This window comes from Streptomyces qaidamensis (assembly GCF_001611795.1).
In the GTDB taxonomy this organism is placed as follows: Bacteria; Actinomycetota; Actinomycetes; order Streptomycetales; family Streptomycetaceae; genus Streptomyces; species Streptomyces qaidamensis.
This window is the reverse complement of record NZ_CP015098.1, coordinates 9,026,879-9,047,870: the sequence shown is the minus strand read 5'-3', so window position 1 is coordinate 9,047,870 and position 20,992 is coordinate 9,026,879. Positions and strand designations below refer to the sequence as shown.

Below are 20,992 nucleotides of genomic sequence, written 5' to 3'. Positions count from 1 at the left end.
AGGCGGCCCTCATGGAATCGGGCGAGGGGACGAGTCCATGTACAGCGTCATCGTCGTACCGCCGGCGTGCGCCGGGCCGGGCGACCACATCAGGATCGCCGCAGGTGAACGGCTCGCCTTCGGCAGGGCGGGCACGGGCAGCGGTCTGAGCATCGGGCACGACGGAGTGCCCCGGGTCGCCGGAGAGATCACCGCGCATCTGAACTTCTGGCTGCTGAGCAACCTCAGCGAGGACCAGACCTACGTGGTCGAGAACCCGGAGGGCGCCGGAGAGCACATCAAGGTCGCCGCGGGCCGGGTGGACGCCCCCGTGCCGTTCGAGTTCTCGCGCGTGGTCCTGCCCGCGGCCGGCGATCTGCTCGCCTTCGACGTCTGGGCGCCGCGCCACGCCTACCGCAGCATCGCGCGCGCGGGGCTCTCCGGAGCGGCCACGGCCCCGGCCTTCGCCCTCGACCGCAGCAAGCGGTACTTCGCAGTCCTCACCGCGCTGTGCGAACCCCGCCTGCGCGGCGCGCCCCACGCGCCGCTGCCGGCGGTCGAGCAGCTCGTGGACCGTCTGCGGCCGGTCTGGCCGACGGTCACCCGGTCCACGGTCTACTGGAACATCGACTACCTCGCCGTCAAGCTGCGCCTGCGCCCCGGCCCGGACACGGCCGAGCCCGGGCTGCGCGTCCACGGCAAGAAGGAGTCACTGGTCTCCCTCGCGCTGCGTTTCGACCTGGTCCGGGAGGACGACCTGGCCGTGCTGGCCGTGGAGCCGAGCGAGGTGGCGGGATGACCGGACGACGGCCGCACGCGGTTCCCGTGCCGCACGGCTACCGCGTGGGCGACTGGGAGGTCCGCGAGCCTCTCGCCTCGGGAGCCTTCGCGACGGTGTACGCGGGCAGACCGGTTGGCGGGGCGGATCCGGCCCTGCCCCGCCGGGTCGCCTTGAAGTTCCTTGCGACCGGCACCCGCACCCCGCGCCAACTGCGGCACCTGGGCGAGCTGGCCGAACGGGAGGTGGAGGTGCTGGGACGCCTGCGGACCCCCCGCCTCATCCGCATGTACGACACGCTCACCGTCGACGACCCGGACCACCCGGAACTGGACGGGGCCACCGTGATCGTCCTGGAGCGGGCCGAGGGCTCCCTGGACGCCGTACTGGAACACGACCCGAAACCCGAGTCGGGGCCCGCCATGCTGGCCCAGATCTGTGAGGGGCTGCGTCAGCTGCACCACGCGGGCTGGGTTCATGGCGACCTGAAACCGGCCAATGTGCTGCTGATGGCGGATGGATCGGTACGCCTGGCAGATTTCAACATGGCGGCGGAACTGGAGGGCACACACGCCTACGCGCCCGCATTCGCCACGCCCGACTACACCCCGCCGGAGCTGCTGTGGCCGGAGATGGACGAACGGGGCACCCGGATCCGTCCGTCCGCGGATGTATGGGCCTTCGGCGTCCTGGCGCATCTCCTGCTGACCGGCACCTTCCCGCTGCCGGGCGGCAGCACCGAGGCTCGCGCGGACGCGGCGACGCGCTACGCGCGCGGCGCCGAGGAACTGCGGCTGTCCCCCGGACTGCCGGAGCTCTGGCGCGAGATCATCGTGGCCTGCCTCGCCCCCACCCACGCGGAGCGCATCACGGCCGAGGCGCTGCTCCGTCGCGTGGAGCGCGCGGCACAGGCCCCCCGCTCGGGCCGCCTGCCCCGTCTGCGCACCCGCTTCTGGCACCGGCGACCGGTGGTGACGGCGCTGCTGGCGACGGCGCTGGTGCTGCCGACGGGGCTGGTGGGCGGAGCGTACGTCTACGTGCATCACGACGACGGGACCCCGGTGTACGAGGCTCTGCCCGCCGCGTCGCGGGCCCCGATGGGCGGGGACGGCAAGGTGTCCGTCGGGTATCACCGCTGCCCACGGGACAGCGTCTGCTTCTTCAGTGAGCACAACGGCAAGGGTGACATGTGCAGTTGGCGTGGAGACGACGCGAACTGGCAGGCGGGCGAGGAGACGTGCGCGTGGGCGGCCGACGGCCCCGTCCGCTCGGTCTTCAACAACCTCGCGGAGGAGCGGAAGAACCGCGACGTCGCCTACTACCGTGGCACGGACTTTCAGCCCGCCGGCTACGACCGCGCCCGCGAGGCCCAACGCACCGGCTGCGACAGAATCAACTCCATGGACAACCTGGCCGGGACCTACTCGCCGCGCTCCCACCGGCTGGTCGACCGCTGTTCGTCAGGCGAGACGTCATTGCGTGGAAGATTCCTGTCGATGTTCGAATGAAGCCGGTCCCCTCGCCGACACCGTGACACGGGAAGTGTCGTCGGTCCCCCGCGCAGAGCGACCCTGAAACGTTCGAGGTACCGCCCGCCGCTCATGCGGATCAAGGTGATGCCGACGCCGTCGCAGTGGACGGCGCGCATCGGGGGACGGCATCAGACCCCTCCAGCGACATCGACCAGGAGGACGATCATGAAGCGAGTTCGAGCGCTGCGCACCAAGGCCGGTCTCGTCACCGGGGTGACGCTTTTCGCGGGCCTGGGCCTGGGCGTGACTTCCGCACCGGCGCAGGCCCAAGCCCGCGCCTACAGCTGCCCGTCGGGAGACATCTGCTTCTACTCGGGCGACGACGGCACCGGTGACCGGTGCAACTGGGACGCGAACGACGCCGACTGGCGCAACGGCGCCATCAGGTGCTCGTGGTCCGCGGACAAGAACGTGAGGTCCGTCTACAACAACGGCACCAGCGGAATGGCCGTCGTCTACTACAGCGGCGCCAACTACGAGACCCGCAAGGGCTGTACGACCAAGGGCAAGAAGGGCAACCTCGCGGGGACCTACAAGCTGCGTTCCCACAAGTGGGTGTCGAGCTGCTGACCGTGGTGCGCGGGAACGCGGGGGGGGGGACAAAGATCGCGCGTTCGCACGGCACTGAGCAGCGTCGCCGTCGCCGCCCTGGCCGTCGTCGCGATGCCTGGGAACACCCAGGCGGCCGAAGCCCGGGGACAGGGCTGCCCTACGGGACACGTCTGCTTCTACACCGGGGCCTTCGGCAGCGGTGACCGCTGCCAGTCGGTCGAGGACGACCCCGACTGGTACGACGGCCCGGTGCGCTGTTCGTGGACCGAGGCCAAGGGCGTGCGGTCCATGCGGAACGAGGGCTCCACTCCGGTGGCCGTCCACCGGCAGCCGGACTTCGCCGGCCCACCGGTGTGCGTCGCGCCCGGCACGACGGTGAACGCCTCGGACCGGTTCCGCTCGCACCGCTGGGTGGACAGCTGCTGAACCACCTCCGTGGCGTGCCGCATCCCGAGAAGGGATGCGGCACGTCACGTGCACGCCAAAAAGTGCGCGACAGCCTCTCGTCAACTGGGCTACGAAGGCCGTGCGGTGAGCGTCACGACCAGCCAGGGGTGCCGATGGCGTGCTGTCCCCGGGCGCCCACCGTCCTCGCGGCAGACGGGCGACGGCGAGAGTCGAGAACAAGGAGCAGTGATGACCACGGCCGGACATACGCCGGGGTCGCCGTGGGCCTGCTCATGCGCACCCACATGCGAGACGGCGAGCGCGTCTCGCCCTCACACCAGGCCGAAGAAGCCCCGCGTCCGTTCACAGCCGGGATCGCGCTGCCGGTCTTCGCGGTGATGTCCGCCGGCGTTTCCCCTTCCGGCCCGGGCGGCTTCTTCGCCTGCACCATGACCTGGGGCGTCCTCGGCGGACTGCTCGTGGGCAAGTTCCTCGGCATCCTCGGCTGCACCTGGCTGACCGGCCGCTTCACCAGCACGGACTCCCTGCTGATCGCCGAACTCTCCTACACCGGTGAAGTCCACCTCACCGATGCCAGGGGCACCACCCTCCTGACGTCCACCGCTGCGGCCCTGCTCACCCCGCCGTCCAGGCCGCCACAGCCGCCACCACCAGCGCCTCGCCAACCACACCGAGCAGCGGGAGTCGACGTGGTCGCGGCGTGGGGCCTGCTCGCTGCGGAGCTCACCGGGTATCTCGTCCACCAAGCGTTCTTCAGTGGGACGGGCCTGCTGACCGGGTCGTCACGTGACCGTGCACGGACCAGCGCGCAGCGTTCTACGACATCATTGTTCCGCGGCTGGGTCCGTCTCAGTCTCGCCGACCGGACGTAGTGGCACGCAGCAGGGGCGGGCTGAGCAGCCATGCCTGTCCGCGGCGGTAGAGGGCGGCCGGGCGGCCAGTGGGGGGCAGCCGTTGCTGCCCTGTCGGCTGCACGAATCCTGCTGTGTTGAGTACTTTACGGCGGAAGTTGCTCGGGTCCAGGTTCTGACCCCAGATCACTTGGTAGACCGTGCGCAGCTCTGTGAGCGTGAAGGGCTCCTCGCAGAAGGCTGCGGCCACAGCGGTGTATTCGAGCCTTCTGCGGACCTCTTCCAGGGCCTCCGTCAGGATCTCTCTGTGGTCGAACGCCAGGTGGAGGGTGCCGTCTTCCAGGTGTGCCACGGGGGCCCAGAAGGCGCGTTCGGCGTCTGTGCCACCCACGGGGTCCGGCAGGTCGGGGCCGAGCGCGAGGTAGGCGACCGTGACCACCCTGCCCCGTGGGTCACGTCCGGGGTCTGCATAGGTGCCGAGCTGCTCGAGATGAAGTCGGCTGCCGTCAATGCCGGCTTCTTCCGCCAGCTCACGCAGGGCTCCCTCACGAAGGGTCTCGTTCTTCTGTACGTAACCTCCGGGCATGGCGGGCTTGCCACGGAAGGGCTCGAGGCCACGCTCGACCAGGAGCATCATCAGCTGATCGTCCCTCAGGGTGAAGATCGCGAGGTCCACGGTCAGCCATGAGGCTTCGACCTCGTCCGAGTCTTTCAGCCAGTCATCCACCTGCACCCCTAAAGGTCTCATTGACTTAAACTCTGCAGCCACTTATGGTCGCATCAACCATAACTGTAGGAGCGGGGGCAGGACATGACCACTTCCCATGCGCCACCGACACAGGACATAGCGCTCGAACCCACCGCCGCCACCCGTCACCTCTGTGTCGGCGTGTACGTGGATGAGCGTTTCCGTGATCTCGTGATCGACCGAGTATGCACGGCGCCACACCGCAGGGTGGCCCCGTCCTATGGCTTCGACATCGTCCCCGTCATGCATCACGCGTGGCGTGCCGCTGCTCTCAGCGCGCTCCCTCGCGCCACGGTGCTAGCTGCGGTAGTCGGCCCCCTGCTCGCCGGGGCCGTTCCCGCGGCCGTCCTTGTCGCCAGCGGCTTGGGGCTCCTACTGCTCCTCCGGCTCGCCACCCTCCTGCGAAGCGTCGATCGCCAGCCGATCCCTGCCCAGAAGTCCAGACGCGGCGGCCTCGGCACGTTACAGGCGCATCGCTACCTCCTCAAACTTCTCTTTCCGCGCCATACAACACGTAAGACATACGCAATCAAACGCGTCGCCACGGCCGCGCTGTGGCTGGCCCTGACCATTCTGGTCATCGCACTCGTCTATCCGCAGCAGGCAATGACGGCCCTCCGCGTGGCCACAGCGGTGATACTCGTCTACCTCGCCGTCGGAGCCGCACGCCAGCTGACCCTCAACCGCATATTGCGCACACGGGCGCTGCGGCCCGCCCGCCTGTCCGGCCGGCAGCGGGCAGCCGACCGCCAACAGCACCACATGTGCGCCGTGTACCGCCGTCCACGGCACAACGACGACGAAGACGATGACTTCACCGTGTTCACCCTCTTCGGTGACGAATCACCGTTCATCGGAGCCGGCGAACTCGTCTACCAGTGGAACCCGCCGATGAGTATCCAGTTGCTGCGGCCCGATACCGACGAGGCACCGCTGCACGAGCGTGAGCACCCCGTGCCGCCCTTCCAGGCACACGAACTCGTTGAGTACCTGCGCGAAGCGGTGCTGCTGCTGAACACGGACAGCCATGACGTCCGACTGCCGGCAGAGGTCCGGGACCGCGTTTACGTCGCCGAAACCGATGTCGCCGCAGACCGATCGCTCCTTCCGCACCATTTCACCCGGGGCGACTTGCGCTCCATCATCAACACCCCGGAATCGAAACAGCATCACTTCCTCGAAGTCACCACACCCGCCGACGGAGCGGAATTCGTTGCGACCGTCCTGCTGCACGTCAGCCTGCAGGGACGAACCCTGAGCCTGTCCACGGCGGCCTGCGTGCTCGCGCACACACCACGGTCATTTCAGCGAGTTGAAGAATTCGGCCACCACGGCGCGACAGCCGTTGTACTGGCCGCTTTCAACGAACTGACCGCCCTGCCCTCCGACATCCAGTGCTCCTGGCGGCTTTTCCGCTACTTCTACGCACTGGCGAAGGCCGCTGTCCTGCCCCGCGACCTGACTACGACGCCGATCCGCAACATCCTCATCGGCAGCCGCGTCAGCATAAGGCAAGAATCGTCTCAGGCATGGACCAAGGTGCAGCTCGAAAAGAGCGACATCCTCGGGCGCATGAAAACCATAGAGCAGCGGCTTCTGAGCGCTGCCAGCGACTTCCTGCACGACAAGGGCGTCGACACCTCCGACTTCGACGATCGTGCACTCAAGATCATTAACAGCGGGATCTTCAACTTCGGTGACAACAACAGCTTCACCAATAACGCCGTAGGTGAAGCAGCTCAGGTCGGCGCTCCCGCCAACCCGCCCTTGCCGTCCGACAACGGAGCCCCTTCATGACCAACAACCGAGGCATCATCAGCCACGGCAACAACAACCACTTCAGCAACATCGCGATCGGAGCCAACGCGCAAGCGTCCGCGATCACGTCGCCGCCCGCCGCCGATCCTGCCGCCGACCCCGCCGCCGAAGCGGACGCCCGGTGGGACCTCGGGATCGTCACCATCCTCAGTGAGGAACTGAGGTCCATCATCGACGAGTTGAAACTCACCCTGCACAAAAGGCCCAGCGGTCTCTACTTCTACCAGGGTGAACACACCGTCCCCGGCGCCACCTTGCGCGTCGTGGCCACACAGACGCAAAGCCAGGGCCAGCGGTCGACCATGGCCGCTCTGGAGAACCTCCGACGCCACTACAACCCCCGTCTGTGGGCCCTCGTCGGCGTCGGAGGCGGCATCCATGACGACTACGCCCGGATCGGCAATGTGATCGTCTCCACCGACGTCGTCTACTACGAGAACCGCAAGATCAATCCCCGGGGAGACACTCGTCACCGCGGAGAACACCGGCAAGCACCCGCGCAAGTCGTTCACGCCGTGAATGCCTACTTCACCGCTCACGGGACGCCGGCGCGCATCAACGGCCAAATGACCGCACACGCCGGCAACGAGTACGAGGTGTATCCCGGAGTCATCGGGTCCGGCGAAGCCGTCATCGCCGACCGGGCCAGTGACATTCGAACCTACCTCACCACCTACCACGAGAAGGTCCTGGCCGTAGACATGGAAGCCGGCGGGCTCAGTCAGTACTGGCAGGAGAACTCAGTCCATGACACAGCGAACCCCGGCTGGATCGTCATTCGCGGCGTCTCCGACAACGCCGACGAAGAGAAGGGCCACAGTCACCACGAACTCGCCGCCAGAAACGCCGCCCACGTCCTGAGCCGACTACTCCCCTACCTCTGCTAGCTCAGCCCCGGACACCGCGAGCACCGTCCAAGGAGACCACTTCCATCACTGGAGCCTCAGCGTGAACGCCTTCTTGCTCGGCATACTCAGCTCCCTCATCACCAGCGCCCTCCTGCTCGCCCTCAGCCTGCTGCGCGCCTCGCGCCCCCTGTGGTGGCTCACCGCTGCGTGCTCCTGGTTCACCGGCACCGGGCTCCGCCGCGTCTACCGCCGCCAATCCGCCGCAGAGCGGAGCATGAGCCAGGATCTCGTCCGGGCCCGCTGGGTCAAGGTCATGGCCGGACGCGGCAACATACTCACCCGCGAGGCCTTCGCCCCTCTGTGGTCCGGCGACAGCACGCCCGCATCCGTCCAGATCCTGCTTCCCGACCCGGACACACCGGACGACTCCTGGCTTGACCGCCGGTGCCAGGATGTCGCCCGCTTCGACCCGGGCTTCACCCCGGCCCTGCTCAGAAGCCAAGTTCGAGCCAATATCAACTACCTCGCCCAGGCCGCTCGTTCACAACGCAACATCCGACTGCACAGCTACAACCTCCCGCACACATGCCGCGTCATAGCCACCGACAAGGTCGCCTACCTCACCTTCTACAGCGACAACGCGCACGGCAGGAACTCCCCTTGTCTCTACGCACGAGCCCCCGGCCTCCTCTACACCATCGCCCTCCAGCAATTCGACACAGCATGGGCGAACAGCACGACCACCCCCACCACGTCGCCCAGCTGACGCTGCATCGCTCTGTCCCCCTCCCGCGCCGGCGTGCCACAGCCGCAGCCTGCGGTCAGGCGGTGGGAGCCCGCTGATAGGAGGCCCGGCAGCCATCCGGGTCAGCCGTTCAGGATGCCGCCGGCTTCGGTGACGGGGACCGTGTCCGAGGCCCGCGGAACCTTCACGCGGACCGGCTCACCGATGTCCGACAGGGCCATCGTCAGCGTGACCCGCGTACCGGACATGTTCACACTCATGCGGATCTGCACCAGCCGCCCCCGGTCGTCGACCCACGCGTCCGCGAAGACCGGTACATCGCTCCCCAGGGCGTCGCGGGCCTGCTCCATCCTCGTGCGCACATCCGTGGCCATGCGCTGGGTGACGGTCCGGTGGTCGAGGATGCCTCGGTAACGCACGGCGCGCACCCCCTGGACGTTCTCCGTCCCCTCCCGGGAGATCTTGCGCATCGCGGCGATCTGCTGCAGGACGTGCTCGGGGTCGTTGAGCGGGGACCGCAGCAAGTAGTGGGCCTCCGCCTCGTCCCGGGGCATGACCCCCCAGGTGTCCTCGCCGATTCCCTGGACACCGCTGATGTAGATCTTGCTGTCCGCGAAGATCTGGTCACTGTGGTCGATGGCGCCGCCGGGAAGGTCGACCGCCAGGTGACCCTTGTCCCCGGCGAAGTCGAAGCCACCGGTGATGGTGAGGCCGTACACCTGGCCCTCGCTCTCCAGTTCGAACTTCTGGCGGAAGCCGGCCGTGTCCTCACGGAGAGCCGCAACGGCCGCTCGAACGGCGGAGCCGGAGCCGGAGCCGGACGACGAGCCGGACGACGGTGGCGATGGCGCGGCCGCGGGCTTGTCGCGGTTACCGGCATCAGCCGTGGAACAGCCGACACACAGCAGCGTGGCGGCAGCGGCGAGCGCGAGAGGACGGCGCATGTCATTCTCCGAGGTTCTTGGGCGCCTCGGCAGCGTGGATCCTCACCCGGCCGGCTGAGACTGCTCGGGCTCGGCTCACGCCGTCGCGGCCAGAGCCACATGAAGATACCTCCATCAGCCACGGCCGCGACCAAGGGATCGGGCTCAGCCCCTTCCCTGGTGAGAAGCACCGCCTCCGTGGTACTTCTCAGCGCGGAGCCAACCCGTGTCGTCGGGCCGCTGCTCCGAAGTAGTCACCGCCCTTGCGCCTGACGTCGTCCGTGCCCCAGGCCTGCCCGGCGTCACCGGCTGCACCATGCGCCTCGTCGACGCTCTGCCGCAGCGGTGCCTTGACCAGCCTCGGTATGTGCTTCGAGCAGTGGATGTATGCCTCTTCGACCTCGACCTCCACCCACATCTGAGGACGTCGCCCCGGGACCGGATCGACGGGGAGGCCGGGGTACTTTCGGCGCATGTCCTCATCGGTGACCAACCGGGCGCGGCCGTTGACATGCAGACCGATACGGTCCTGGGAGAAGTCGATCATCAGGATGCCGACGTGGGGGTTCTCCCGGATGTTGCCGAGCGAGGCCATGACCCCGTTCCCGCGGTACTCCGGGTATGCCAGGGTCGCGGCATCGATCACCTGGAGGAAACCGGGCGGTCCGGCCCGGAACGTGCTGTCGCACTCCCCCTGCCCGTCCGCCGTGGCGAGGAAGAACATCTCCTGACGGGCTACGAACTCCGTCATCCGCGAGTTGAGCCGGTCGAGCACCTGTTCGCCGTAGAACCGATCTGCGCGGTCGACGGTGCCCACCTCACGCTGGATCTGGTGCTCTCCGTGGCTTCCGGGCCGCTCTGCTCGCTCGTCGTGGTGCAACGGTCCTCCCTGACAGGCATTCAGTCGAGTGCAGCGGTCCACTGGGCCCAGGGAGTGCGAGCGCCTCTGTCCGGGCTGGCCCGGTGTTCACAAGACTCACGTGACCTGATTGCATCGCCGCTCAGGCCGAAAATCGCACCGGCCATGCCCATGAGGGTAGAGCAGGCCGGCCGAGGGGCACGGACCGGGCCACGGTGACGAGGGCCGGTTCCGGGCCGGGTCGACCCCGTTGCACGGCGCAGGAGCGCAGCGACGCTTGCTGAAGCTCGTCGCCTGCCGAGCGCGTCGATCGCACCGGCCTGGATCTCGGTCCCGAGGGGACCGTCCAGCAGACGTCCAAGGACCGCGGTCGCCTCGGCCGCCTGGCCATTCCGCCGGCGCCGCCACCAGCATCCGCTGCATCGGCAGCGGCCACCGGGCCGCACGCCCGGCCAGCGCGGACAGCACCAGGCCGTCGCCAGAGCCGATCCGGCACAGCGATCGCACCCCGCGGGCCTGGAGGCGGCGGAGGGAGGCTACCCGCAATGCCTTCCTGCCCGGGCATGCTGCAGCTTGCGGGTGAAGCGGTGCATGTGGGGGTCGAGCAGCTCGTCCGATTCCCCGAGCACCTGCTCGCCGGTCAGCCACCGGATCGCGTCGAACTCGTCCTGGTCGTAGGAGGTGACGGTGTCAGCATCGGCGTCGAGGAGGTACCAGAGCGAGACGTCGGTGTGTGCGCCCTGCCCCCGAGTCTCGGTGACGGTGAGGAAGAAGGGGAGCTCGCCGGTGATCTGCGAGGCCGTGGCCTGGATGCCCAGCTCCTCACGACATTCGCGCACCACCGCGGCCCACGGGTCTTCCTCCGGCTCGACGTGTCCGCCGGCCGGCAGCCACAGGCCCGCCTTGCGGTGCGCGACGAGCAGCAGCTGACCGCTGGTGTCGTCGAGGACGACGAAGTAGCTCACCAAGTGCATCGCGGGAACATCCGGCTTGCGCACCCGGTAGACCGGGGCTCCGCCGGCGATCCACCGCGTCGCGGTCTTCAGATGGGTGCGCTCCAGGTCGTCCCAGGGTTCGATGGCGCCGACCAGCTCCAGAAGGCGGGCACGCGGCTGATCGTCATGCTCGGTGAAAGGGCCGCCAGTTGAGGTCATCCACGCTTCCTGTCCGGAGGAGTATGTGCCACGTGCAGTGATCCTATGGTGCGCACCGCACCTACCCGACTCATCCGCGGGAGCGGTGTGGGCGTCACGCCGGGGGCCCTACTCGCTCGGGTGAAAAGCGCACGTGGCGCGCAGCCGGGCCTGTCCGTCGTCGAGCTTGCCGCATGTGGACAGTAGACCGCCTTCGCGGTCCGGGTACCGCCCGCCGGGCGTTGGGCGACCACGCCGGTGGGTGGTCCGGCCCTAGGTCCGGCGAAGTCGGTGTGCGGCTGCACTGCTGCCTGTACGTGCCGGAGTCGAGCTCAGCCAGGTACCGGATCTTCGGAGGCGGGTACTGCGGCCTTCGGGACCAGCGCGCGGACGGAGGGGGTGGCGACCATGGCGAGGGTGGCGAGGAGGATGAGCGCGGCGGCCGCGTAGAGGGTGGCGTGCAGGCCGAGGAGGAGTACGGCGGGTCCGGCGGCGAACTGGGCGAGCGGGAGGGCGAGGTAGGAGCCGAGGTCGTCGTAGGCGTAGACGCGGGCCAGGCGGTCCTCGGGGATCTGCTCGTTGAGGGTCGAGTACCAGGCGACGCCGGCCTGTTCGATGCCCACGCCGGCCACGAAGTTGGCCACGACCAGCGCCCAGGTGTACGGGGCGAGTGCGAGCAGCAGCGGGGTCATCGCCGTCAGGCCCATCAGCGCGCAGCCGACCAGGATCGCGCGCCGGGGTCGCCAGCTCAGCGACAGTACGCCGCCGGCGACCGCACCGAGCGAGCCTGCGGCGACGACGAGGCCCCAGCCGCTGCGGCCGATCCCGGTGATGTCGGCGACGGCCGGGCCCAGGACGGTGAACGAGGCGGTGATGCCGGCGTTGAGGAAGCAGAAGGCCACCACGATCACCCACACCCAGCTTCGGGAGGTGAACTCCTGCCAGCCGACGCGCAGTTCGTGCACCACGCCGGGGCTGGGTGCGGGCGGCGCCGCGGCCTGGACGCGGATCAGCGCGAAGGACGCGGCAGCGAGCGCGAAGCTGGCAGCGTCGACGGCCAGGCCCCAGCCGGGGCCGACCGCGGCGACCAGTACGCCGCCCAGCGAGGCGCCCACGATCATCGCACTGCTGCTCGCTGTCCGGGAGAGCGCCAGGGCGGCGCGGCGGGACTCGGGCGGCACGGTCTGGGGCAGCAAGGCCTGGGCGGCGGGCTGGTAGCAGGAACTGGCCGCCCCATTGACCGCGGCGAGCACCATGAGCAGGGGGATGGCGGCGCTGTGGGTGAGCACCAGGGTGGCGATCACCGCCTGGCTCGCGGCGCTGACCGCGCTGCTGCCGACCAGTAGCGGGCCGCGCGGCAGCCGGTCCGCCAACACCCCGCCGTACAGCAGGAAGAGGATGCTGGTGAGGGAGTGGGCGCCGACCACCAGCCCGAGCGAGCCGACCGAACCAGTGGCATCGAGCACGGCGAACGCCAGGGCGATCGGCGCCACCCCGTTGCCGAGCAGGTTGGCCGTCGTACCGATGAAGAGGTGACGGAACGGGCGGTGACGCAGAGGCGCGAGGGCGGCGGGCATGCGTCTGATCGTCGGCACCGGGCGGCTCGCCCGTCAACGGGTTATAGGACCGGCACCGGGCCAGGTGTGTCCGTTCAGTCCCCCCCTGGCCGGCGCCTTCACCTACGCCGGCGCCGCTGTAGTTGCGGACGGCCACGGCATCTAGAGACAAACCCCAAGCGAGCGTGCCGCTCGCTTGCCATATTGGAAACTCTCCCCTTTCCGTACTGGAAACCAGCGGCTACTCTTTCCGTCATGGAAACTCACGGGGTACGACTGACGCCAGAGCAGGCCCGTTCCGCGCTGTCCGACACCGAGCGCATCCGGGCCTCCGCCGCAACGCTGTCGGCCACACCGTGGCCGACCTGGTTCTTCATCACGCTCACGCTCTACGTTGCCGCGCTGCCGATCACCTACGGAGGCGTCATGGCCGAGCCGGACTGGCTGCTGCCTGGCCCCGCCTGGGTGGGCATCATGCTGGTGATCACCGCGGTGTACGGGGCGCTCTTCGCCGTCGCGGCCAAGAGTTGGCGAAACAAGACCGGCGTGGCGCTGCGGTTGGACGTGTTGCCGAAGCGGGCAACCGTGCCACTCGCCGTCGGTCTGCCCGTGTTGCTGGTGGGAGCAGCGTTCGCGTTCCGCGTCACGGGATGGCCGGTGTGGCTGGTCGCGGCCTCGCTGATCGGTGTCGCCGTGTCCGTCGGCTTCCACCTCGCCTTCGTCCGCCTGCACGGAAAGACCGCGTGAGCGCCGAGAAGCACGACCCTCTGGAGGGTTTCGACACCACCATCCACGCCCCGAACCGACTGCGCATCTGCGCCCTCCTGGACGCCGCGGGCGAGGCGGAGTTCGGCTTGGTCCAAAAGCAACTCGAGTTGTCCGCGTCCGCGTTGAGCAAGCACGTAACCGTGCTGATGGACGCCGGCTACGTCGGGCAGCGCAAGGCCGTCCGCGACACCCGGCAGCGCGTATGGCTGCACCTGACCCGGCCAGGCCGAGATGCCTACCGGGGGCACCTTGCGGCGCTGCGGGCGATCGTGGGGCCGTCGGATCCGGCTCTCTGATCACGACCGGAGCCAGACGAGGGCACGGCAGCGGTGACCGCGCCGAGGTCGACGAATCTCCGTTTGTCACAGCGGGTAGCCACAGCCCCGGCGGTCGTGCGTCAAGTCTCCACGCGTCACGACATTCCGGATGCGTGCCGACGGATACCTCAATCTGCGGGGGTCAGGCGGCCACGGACCCAATTGCCGCGACCAGTCGCGGGGGGTATCCGAGCGCGAGGTCGACGGCATGGACTTCCGCCTCTCGCCATCGTGCCAGCGCGGTATCCAGCGCCGTGGCACGACCAAATCGGACCGGGCGTCGCCAGTCCGCTGCCGTCAGCCGGCTCCACGAGTCCTCCAGTGACTGCTGGGCCAGACGCAGGTCCTCACGCAGTTCGGCCAAGGTCGGGCGGCACCACTCGATGGACTGGTCTCGCTTCCCCTGACCGCCGTCATACATGTCGATGAGCTCACCGCGCAGAGCAGCCAGCGCCTGCCGCTCGAAGGCACGAGCATTGTCGGCGAGGTGCTGGAGGACATGCCCACGGCTCCACCCGGGCAGGGCAGACGCTGCGTCCTTCTGCCGGCCGTCGAGCTGATCGGCCAGTTCAAGCGCCCGGGCATGCGCTTGCGAGACCGGAAGCGCCAGTTCGTCAGGACCTATCAGGGAGTTGACCACTGTCGAAGCCTTGCTGTTCTGATCCACTTCCAGCCGCCGAGTGCGGTGTGGTAGCGATGGCGGGGAGGCTCTGATCAACGCCTGCAAACACAGCGACGGAGCGACTGCCGAGGTGGGAGTGCGGTACGCGCAGCGCCACCTGCGCGTCGAAGTCCTGGACGGCCGACCAAGCGTCCTGGCATGCAGGGCTGTCGGCCACGCAGCCGACCGGCCCCAGGCCGGCTCGCGGAGCGGGACGGGGACGACTCGGGCTGCGCGAGCGGGCCGCGGTCTACGGCGGCGACCTGGGCGCCCATCGCCGCTGGGGCGGCGGCTACCCGGTCCGCGTCCGGATCCTGCCGGACCGGAGGATCTTGCTGAACCGAAGGATCCTGCTGAACCGACGGATCCTGTGGACCGGCCGACGCCTGCGCCCGGACGTCATCCTCATGGCCACCCGCGTGCCGGACACGGATGGTCAGGAAGCCGCCTGCCGGATCCTTGCCCGAGCCCCGGCTTTCCGGGCGATGATCATGCTGACCATCGCGAGAAGACCAGGCCTCCACGGGGTCTGCAGGCCCGCAGAGGGGTCCTCGGGGTACCCGGGCCAGCCGGGTGGGCGCCAGATGTCAAGATGGGGGCATGACTATCAAGGTCTTCTTTGACATCACCATCGACGACGTTCCCGCCGGCCGGATCAACATGAACCTGTTCGACGACGTCGCCCCCAAGACCGTGGAGAACTTCCGCGCGCTGGCGACCGGAGAGAAGGGCTTCGGTTACAAGGGCTCGTCCTTCCACCGGGTCATCCCGGAGTTCATGCTCCAGGGCGGCGACTTCACCCGTGGCGACGGCACCGGCGGCAAGAGCATCTATGGCGAGAAGTTCGCCGACGAGAACTTCACGCTCAAGCACACCAAGCCCGGCCAGCTCTCCATGGCCAACGCCGGCCCGAACACGAACGGCTCGCAGTTCTTCATCACCACGATCGTGACGTCGTGGCTTGACGGCAAGCACGTCGTGTTCGGTGAGGTCGCCGACGAGAGCAGCATGGAACTCGTGCGGAAGATCGAGAGCTACGGCTCACGGTCCGGCCGTACCTCGGCCACCATCACCATCGCCGACTGCGGCGCTCTCTGACCGTACGCCGCTTGCGGGCCCGTAGTCGGGGTGACCGAATCGGGCCGTATGCCGCGGATGGCTCCCGGGCCCATGAGAGGGCCCGGGAGGAGGATGGGAGCGGCCAGTAGCTGCCTCCCGAGCAGCTCACGCCGTCTGAAGGGGCGCCAGGTGGGTTCGGCCGCCGGCGTGGCGCTCCGGCAGGCCTTCCCTTGCCACCCGGCAGGGCACAGCCCACCTCATCGGCACGATTGCCGGGCCGTGTCCTGCCGAGTCTCATCCAGCGGCCGTTCCAGGCTCAGCCGCCGCTCTTACGCCGGAACGACCGCTGGTTGGCAGCCGGTCCGTGCGCGCCGCGGATCTTTGACGCGTGAGGATTCGCAGCGAGGTCGGCGGCATCCGCCTGCATACCGCGCTTGCGGGCCAGAGCCTCCCGGAACTTGCGCTTCAGATCGTATTGACCGTCAGCGTCGGGCGTGAGGGCAGGGCTCTCGGCGTCAGCCGACTCCGAACCTTCGGGTGATGGAGACTCTGCGGCCATGGTGACCTCCTGGGCTCGGGCGTTGGAAAGCACAGCTTGTCATGCCGAGTACCGCGTGCGGCGCCACGGCCCGTACCTGCCCGGCTTCGTCGACGCCCGGCAGGTCGCCTCTCGGGTCGCGGCGCGACACCGAGAGGGCTCTTTCGGTCATCTCGCCGCCTACGCCGGTCTCACCCCGCGGCCCGCAGCGCGGGCTCCTCGAATCGCGGCGAACAACCGCTGGACGAGGAAGCAACTGAACTTGAATTCGTGATGTCGGTCGGATCGTGGTGTCGTGCAGATCGGAAACCGCTGGGCGCTGGCCGTCCGGGATCAAGAGCGTGGCTGCAGCCAGTGACGCGCAGCGGCCAGTGTCACGTCAATGTCGTCGCTCCATGAACAGACTTCTAGCCACGACAAGTAGCCGCCCTGCGTGAAGGCCAGGACCTCGCCGGGGCACTCACCGGCCTCAGTGACGAGCTGCGCTTCGGCCGCCACGACAGTGCCGGGGCCGGTGGGCGCGGGCTCGACCTCGCTGGTGTCGAGTTCGAAGTAGGCGGTACCGCACCCGCATGTGCAGCGAGCTCGCACGCTGAGGTGCGGAACCTGCCGTCGGAGCGCGGCATGAAGCGGATTGTCCGTGTTCAGGACTGCCGCAAGCACGTCGGCTACGTCGGCAGGCAGGCTCTCGGTCATCCCGTCACCGTATCTGAGCAGGGGCTTTTGGCTCCGACCGTGCCTGGCCTATCGCCGTTCGGCCGGCCGGTGTGTTCACGCGTCCAGGGCCAGTTCGGTGCCGGCGAGGCAGCCGTCGATGATCTCCGGTCGGTACTGCAGCATCTTGAGCTTGCGCTTCACGGCGCGGGTGATCTGGCCGAGGTCAGCGGCGGCGAGGTTGCCGATGTCTCGCTTGACCAGCGACCAGATGGGTCTGATGCAGGTTCGGGTGACAGGTACGGTCACGCGGCCCGGAGAGCCGACGTGGTCATGACGGTCTCGAATTCGACGGGGGTCAACCGGCCGAGCGAGGCTTGTCGGCGGCGCCGGTGATAGGTCCGCTCGATCCAGGACACGATCGCGATCCGCAGTTCCTCGCGGGTGGCCCAGCTCCGGCGGTCGAGGACGTTCTTCTGTAACAGGCTGAAGAAGGGCTCCATGGCCGCGTTGTCGCCGGCAGCTCCAACCCTCCCTATCGATCCCGCCATCCGGTGGCGGTCGAGCGCCCGGACGAACTTCCGGGAGCGGAACTGCGAACCGCGATCGCTGTGCAGAATGCAACCGTCGACGTCTCCGCGCCGGGCCACGGCGTTGTCCAGGGCGGTCACGGCCAGGCGGGACTTCATCCGCTCGTCGATGGAGTAGCCCACGATCCTGTTGCTGAAGGCGTCCTTGATCGCGCAGAGATAGAGCTTGCCTTCGCCGGTGGCGTGCTCGGTGATGTCGGCGAGCCACAGCCGGTTCGCACAGGTCGCGGTGAAGTCCCGGCGGACGAGGTCGTCGTGCACCGGCGGGCCGGCCTTCTTGCCCTTGCCGCGCTTCTTGCCGAACACGCTCCACCAGCGGTTGTCCCGGCAGATCCGCCATGCAGTCCGGTCCGCCATCACGGCCCCGGCGCTACGCGCTTCGTCGGCCAGGAAGCGGTAGCCGAACTCCGGATCGTCACGGTGCGCGTCGAACAGCGCGTTCGCGCGATACGCCTCCTCCAGCATGGCGTCGGTCACCGGCTGGTCCAGCCAGCGGTAGTAGGGCTGTCTGGCGAGCTTCAGCACCCGGCACGTCACCGTGACGGGCACCCCGTCCCTGGTCAGCTCCTTCACGAGCGGGTAGATCCTTTTCCCGGCAGATGGGCCTGCGACAGATAGGCCGCGGCCCGCCGCAGGACCTCGTTCTCCTGCTCCAGCAGCTTGATCCGCCGACGCGCTTGCCGAAGCTCTGCGCTCTCCTGGCTGGTCGTTCCGGGCTTGGTCCCGTCGTCGATGTCCGCGCGACGCATCCACTTCCACAACGTCATCGGATGGACTCCGAAATCGGTGGCCACCTGCTCGACCGTCACACCCGGCCCGCGGTTCCTCGCGACACGCACGACGTCCTGACGGAACTCCTCCGGATAAGGCTTGGGCACAGCGACATCCTTCCCACCCACCCCACAGGGCAAGCCAGTTCAGATGTCACCCGATCGTGCGGCAGACCCGATAGCTTCTTGCGGGTTCAGGTCAGGCGCGTAGGTAGGCAGCTGGAAGACCGTGAGCCAGTCTGCGTTCGCTTCGATGAACTCTTGCAGGGGCTTGGTCAGGTGCAAGCGGACGTTGCCCCAGACAAGGACGATCGGGCCGCCGAGCTGGGTGCGTGCACGGATCAGCAGGTCGCGGAAGTCGCGCCAGCCGAAGCCTTTGGGTTGGTCCTTGCGTCCGGTGTACTCGCGGACGGAGTATAAGAGCCGGGACCGCTCGCCGAGCTTGTGGCAGGTCATGCCTGCTATCGATACCCGGCCTGAGCCTCGGCCGCGTACGCGGACCACCGGGGTGCAGCCCCTGCGGCTCCAGGTCCTGTCCCGCGGCGGCGTCAGCGACTGACCGGCCTCGTCCTCAAAGACGATCCATCCGTCGCAGGCCGCCGCGGTGCTTTTACCCGCGGCCAGACCTCCTTCTTCCAGAGGTCCACCGCGTCGTCGTCGCGCTCGATCGCTCGCCGTGCCGGCTGCTGCCACGACCAGCCGTGCCGCTTCAACAATCGCCACGTGCCCTCCACGGTGTAGGAGACGTGGAACATCCGACCGATCAAGGTCTTCACACGGGCCAACGTCCACCGCTGATCCGCCCAGCCATGCGCGAGTGGACCGCGCTCCAACTTTCTTTCCAGTCTGGAAATTTGGCCGTCGGATAGCCGGGAGCGGCCAGGCGATCCTTTCGAGGCGACACCAGGTGCACCGCCCTCACGCCACTGACGTCGCCACCGTTCCACCGACCGTTCCGACACCCTGAGCGCGGTCGCGACGGCTCTGGTCGTCTGCCCAGCCTCGAACCGGACCACCGCATCCAGACGCACTCGCTCACGAGCAGCCCTTTCGGTGTCGGTGAAGCCCCCACCTTGCGCATACCTCACAGCCCCCAGCAGTACCGGACCAGGAGCCTTGGATCTGGCGAACGCCCCGACATCACTCGTTCAGGTTCAGAAGCAACTCAAACGGGCCCATTCCTCTCCGAGCAGGGCGAGCACCACCCTCAGGCCCTGCTCTGCCTCGCCAGACGCCCCGCCGGGCCGATGCGCTGTTCGCGACGCTCCTCGACGGCACCGTCCTCGAACCGCAGCCTCGGCCGCAGTCACCTGACCTGTCGGTCTGCGAAACCTTCCGGGTCTACCAGCACGGGCATGCCCAGCCGCCGCCCGATCTCCCGAATGATCCCATGACGTCCGGGTCGAAGAAGGAACTCACGTCATCCCACAGGAGATCGCCCGCCCCAGTGCATCCCGGCCGGTTGTGACACACGGCACCGATGCGGTACGGAATCTCTGGAATGCAGGGGAGCGGGCAGAAGGTTGGTATATACATCTGACTGTGAGCCTGTGAGGTACTCGTGAACCACTCCGCCCCTGAGCAGCCCGCCGCTGTCGTCGCCCGCCTGCGCGCCACCTTCCGTACCGGCCGGACCAAGCCGGCCGAGTGGCGCATGACCCAATTGCGCCGACTGCGGGACATGCTCACCGAGAACGGCACGGACCTGGCAGCCGCTCTCCACACCGACCTGGGCAAGAGCGCCACAGAGGCCTTCCGAACCGAGATCGACTTCACCGTGCGCGAGATCGACCACACCCTCGACCACCTCGCCGACTGGCTGCGCCCGGAGCCCGCCCCGGCCCCGGCTCACCTCGGCGCCGACGTGGCGGTCTGGACGCAGTACGATCCCCTCGGCGTCGTCCTGGTCATCGCGCCCTGGAACTACCCGGCCCAGCTCCTGCTCACCCCCGTGGTCGGTGCCCTGGCCGCCGGCAATGCGGTGATCGCCAAGCCGAGCGAGCTGGCCCCCGCCACGTCCGCCGTCCTGGCCCGGCTGCTGCCGGCGTACCTCGACACCGACGCGGTCGCCGTGGTGGAGGGCGGGGTGCCCGAGACCACGGCCCTGTTGGCCGAGCGTTTCGACCACATCTTCTACACCGGCAACGGCACGGTCGGCCGTATCGTGCTGCGTGCCGCCGCCGAGCACCTCACCCCGGTCACCCTCGAACTCGGCGGCAAGTCACCGGCGTTCGTCGACCGCGACACCGACCTGGCCGTCGTCGCGGACCGGCTGACCCGCGGCAAGTTCCTGAACGCCGGACAGACCTGCGTCGCCCCCGACTACGTCCTGACTGATCCGGATACCGCGGCGGCTCTGGAACCGCTGCTCGCGAACGCCGTGAACGCGCTGTACGGCAGCGACCCGGCAGCCTCCGGCGAGTACGGGCGGATCATCAACGAACGTCACTTCGACCGGCTCACCGGCCTGCTCGACTCCGGCCGCACTGTAGTGGGCGGCACGAGCGACCGCGCGGCGAAGTACATCGCGCCCACCGTCCTTGCCGACGTCGCCCCCGACGCGCCCGTCATGCGCGAGGAAATCTTCGGCCCCATCCTCCCGATCGTCACCGTCTCCGGCCTCGACGAGGCGATCGACTTCATCAACGACCGGGACAAGCCGCTCGCCCTGTACGTCTTCAGCGAGTCCGACAGGACGCGGCTTCGGTTCGCCGCCGAGACCTCCTCGGGCGGCCTGGGCCACGGCCTGCCGCTCGCTCATCTCACCGTCTCCGACCTGCCGTTCGGCGGGGTGGGAGAGAGCGGCATGGGCAACTACCACGGCCCCTACTCCATCGAGACCTTCAGCCACCGCAAGGCGGTTCTGGACAAGCCGCTGCGCTGACGGCCACGGCCGGGATTGATC

At 68.4% G+C, this 20,992-nt stretch carries 21 protein-coding genes and 2 pseudogenes; 12 read left to right on the top strand and 11 right to left on the bottom strand.

Going from position 1 to position 20,992, the window contains the following annotated elements; all coding sequences use genetic code 11:
• Nucleotides 1-37 precede the first annotated feature (37 nt).
• From A4E84_RS39700 to A4E84_RS39680, 5 genes are all read left to right on the top strand, one after another.
• The gene (locus A4E84_RS39700) at nucleotides 38-778 is read left to right on the top strand and encodes a hypothetical protein (RefSeq protein ID WP_062931178.1); all 741 of its coding nucleotides are present in this window, start codon (nucleotides 38-40) and stop codon (nucleotides 776-778) included.
• Entirely contained in the window at nucleotides 775-2,265 is a 1,491-nt protein-coding gene (locus A4E84_RS39695; protein ID WP_062931177.1) for a serine/threonine-protein kinase, read from the top strand. The genes A4E84_RS39700 and A4E84_RS39695 overlap by 4 nt, the downstream gene beginning before the upstream one ends.
• A 189-nt stretch (nucleotides 2,266-2,454) precedes the next feature.
• Nucleotides 2,455-2,859, top strand: coding sequence for a peptidase inhibitor family I36 protein (locus A4E84_RS39690; RefSeq protein ID WP_062931176.1), 405 nt, complete (start codon nucleotides 2,455-2,457; stop codon nucleotides 2,857-2,859).
• 93 nt (nucleotides 2,860-2,952) lie between these two features.
• The gene (locus A4E84_RS39685) at nucleotides 2,953-3,267 is read left to right on the top strand and encodes a peptidase inhibitor family I36 protein (protein WP_062931175.1); all 315 of its coding nucleotides are present in this window, start codon (nucleotides 2,953-2,955) and stop codon (nucleotides 3,265-3,267) included.
• A 254-nt stretch (nucleotides 3,268-3,521) separates the two neighbouring features.
• On the top strand, nucleotides 3,522-4,121 hold the full coding sequence (locus A4E84_RS39680; RefSeq protein ID WP_237305099.1) for a Na+/H+ antiporter NhaA: 600 nt from the start codon (nucleotides 3,522-3,524) through the stop codon (nucleotides 4,119-4,121).
• Here the strand turns inward: A4E84_RS39680 and A4E84_RS39675 are convergent.
• Nucleotides 4,099-4,827, bottom strand: coding sequence for an NUDIX hydrolase (locus A4E84_RS39675; protein WP_062931839.1), 729 nt, complete (start codon nucleotides 4,825-4,827; stop codon nucleotides 4,099-4,101). The genes A4E84_RS39680 and A4E84_RS39675 overlap by 23 nt on opposite strands.
• An 84-nt stretch (nucleotides 4,828-4,911) precedes the next feature.
• Between A4E84_RS39675 and A4E84_RS39670 the strand changes: the two genes are divergently transcribed.
• The 3 genes from A4E84_RS39670 (at nucleotide 4,912) to A4E84_RS39660 (ending at nucleotide 8,280) form a co-directional block, all read left to right on the top strand.
• Nucleotides 4,912-6,645: a hypothetical protein gene (locus A4E84_RS39670; RefSeq protein ID WP_062931173.1), complete on the top strand. Its 1,734-nt coding sequence runs from the start codon at nucleotides 4,912-4,914 to the stop codon at nucleotides 6,643-6,645.
• Nucleotides 6,642-7,553: a 5'-methylthioadenosine/S-adenosylhomocysteine nucleosidase family protein gene (locus tag A4E84_RS39665; RefSeq protein WP_062931172.1), complete on the top strand. Its 912-nt coding sequence runs from the start codon at nucleotides 6,642-6,644 to the stop codon at nucleotides 7,551-7,553. The genes A4E84_RS39670 and A4E84_RS39665 overlap by 4 nt, the downstream gene beginning before the upstream one ends.
• 61 nt (nucleotides 7,554-7,614) lie before the next feature.
• Nucleotides 7,615-8,280, top strand: a complete 666-nt coding sequence (locus tag A4E84_RS39660; protein ID WP_062931171.1) for a hypothetical protein — start codon at nucleotides 7,615-7,617, stop codon at nucleotides 8,278-8,280.
• Between the two features lie 101 nt (nucleotides 8,281-8,381).
• Here the strand turns inward: A4E84_RS39660 and A4E84_RS39655 are convergent, their stop codons facing one another.
• From A4E84_RS39655 to A4E84_RS39640, 4 genes are all read right to left on the bottom strand, one after another.
• Nucleotides 8,382-9,203, bottom strand: a complete 822-nt coding sequence (locus A4E84_RS39655) for an SCO4651 family lipoprotein (RefSeq protein WP_062931170.1) — start codon at nucleotides 9,201-9,203, stop codon at nucleotides 8,382-8,384.
• 187 nt (nucleotides 9,204-9,390) lie between these two features.
• A complete protein-coding gene (locus A4E84_RS39650; RefSeq protein WP_062931169.1) occupies nucleotides 9,391-10,062 on the bottom strand; it encodes a pyridoxamine 5'-phosphate oxidase family protein in 672 nt (223 codons plus the stop codon).
• Nucleotides 10,063-10,577: 515 nt separating this feature from the next.
• A complete protein-coding gene (locus A4E84_RS39645) occupies nucleotides 10,578-11,195 on the bottom strand; it encodes an NUDIX hydrolase (protein WP_062931168.1) in 618 nt (205 codons plus the stop codon).
• Nucleotides 11,196-11,506: 311 nt separating this feature from the next.
• Nucleotides 11,507-12,751, bottom strand: a complete 1,245-nt coding sequence (locus A4E84_RS39640; protein WP_062931167.1) for an MFS transporter — start codon at nucleotides 12,749-12,751, stop codon at nucleotides 11,507-11,509.
• Between the two features lie 234 nt (nucleotides 12,752-12,985).
• On the opposite strand from A4E84_RS39640, the gene A4E84_RS39635 reads away from it, so the two are divergent.
• Nucleotides 12,986-13,477: a hypothetical protein gene (locus A4E84_RS39635; protein WP_062931166.1), complete on the top strand. Its 492-nt coding sequence runs from the start codon at nucleotides 12,986-12,988 to the stop codon at nucleotides 13,475-13,477.
• Complete coding sequence (locus tag A4E84_RS39630; RefSeq protein WP_062931165.1) at nucleotides 13,474-13,794, top strand: transcriptional regulator; 321 nt, start codon at nucleotides 13,474-13,476, stop codon at nucleotides 13,792-13,794. The genes A4E84_RS39635 and A4E84_RS39630 overlap by 4 nt, the downstream gene beginning before the upstream one ends.
• Nucleotides 13,795-13,957: 163 nt before the next feature.
• Here A4E84_RS39630 and A4E84_RS41790 read toward each other — a convergent pair whose 3' ends face one another.
• Complete coding sequence (locus tag A4E84_RS41790) at nucleotides 13,958-14,482, bottom strand: maleylpyruvate isomerase N-terminal domain-containing protein (protein ID WP_237305098.1); 525 nt, start codon at nucleotides 14,480-14,482, stop codon at nucleotides 13,958-13,960.
• A 594-nt stretch (nucleotides 14,483-15,076) separates the two neighbouring features.
• Between A4E84_RS41790 and A4E84_RS39620 the strand changes: the two genes are divergently transcribed.
• Nucleotides 15,077-15,574 carry a peptidylprolyl isomerase gene (locus tag A4E84_RS39620; RefSeq protein WP_062931164.1) on the top strand — a complete coding sequence of 166 codons (498 nt, stop codon included), beginning with the start codon at nucleotides 15,077-15,079 and terminating at the stop codon, nucleotides 15,572-15,574.
• Between the two features lie 277 nt (nucleotides 15,575-15,851).
• Here A4E84_RS39620 and A4E84_RS41785 read toward each other — a convergent pair whose 3' ends face one another.
• From A4E84_RS41785 to A4E84_RS45980, 5 genes and pseudogenes are all read right to left on the bottom strand, one after another.
• Entirely contained in the window at nucleotides 15,852-16,094 is a 243-nt protein-coding gene (locus A4E84_RS41785; RefSeq protein WP_079129310.1) for a DUF5302 domain-containing protein, read from the bottom strand.
• 312 nt (nucleotides 16,095-16,406) lie between these two features.
• Nucleotides 16,407-16,769 (bottom strand): hypothetical protein, encoded by a 363-nt coding sequence (locus tag A4E84_RS39615; RefSeq protein ID WP_062931163.1) that lies wholly within the window; start codon nucleotides 16,767-16,769, stop codon nucleotides 16,407-16,409.
• Between the two features lie 75 nt (nucleotides 16,770-16,844).
• Nucleotides 16,845-17,000 (bottom strand): annotated as a pseudogene (locus tag A4E84_RS39610) (IS630 family transposase); the annotation flags it as partial.
• Between the two features lie 32 nt (nucleotides 17,001-17,032).
• Nucleotides 17,033-18,195 (bottom strand): IS3 family transposase gene (locus tag A4E84_RS39605; protein WP_107308448.1). Its coding sequence is split into 2 segments (ribosomal slippage): nucleotides 17,033-17,908 and nucleotides 17,911-18,195, totalling 1,161 coding nucleotides; the frame shifts between segments, so codons are not numbered across the junction.
• Between the two features lie 54 nt (nucleotides 18,196-18,249).
• Nucleotides 18,250-19,175 (bottom strand): annotated as a pseudogene (locus A4E84_RS45980) (IS630 family transposase); the annotation flags it as partial.
• 473 nt (nucleotides 19,176-19,648) lie between these two features.
• Between A4E84_RS45980 and A4E84_RS39590 the strand changes: the two are divergent.
• Nucleotides 19,649-20,971 (top strand): aldehyde dehydrogenase family protein, encoded by a 1,323-nt coding sequence (locus A4E84_RS39590; RefSeq protein ID WP_062931159.1) that lies wholly within the window; start codon nucleotides 19,649-19,651, stop codon nucleotides 20,969-20,971.
• Nucleotides 20,972-20,992 lie beyond the last annotated feature (21 nt).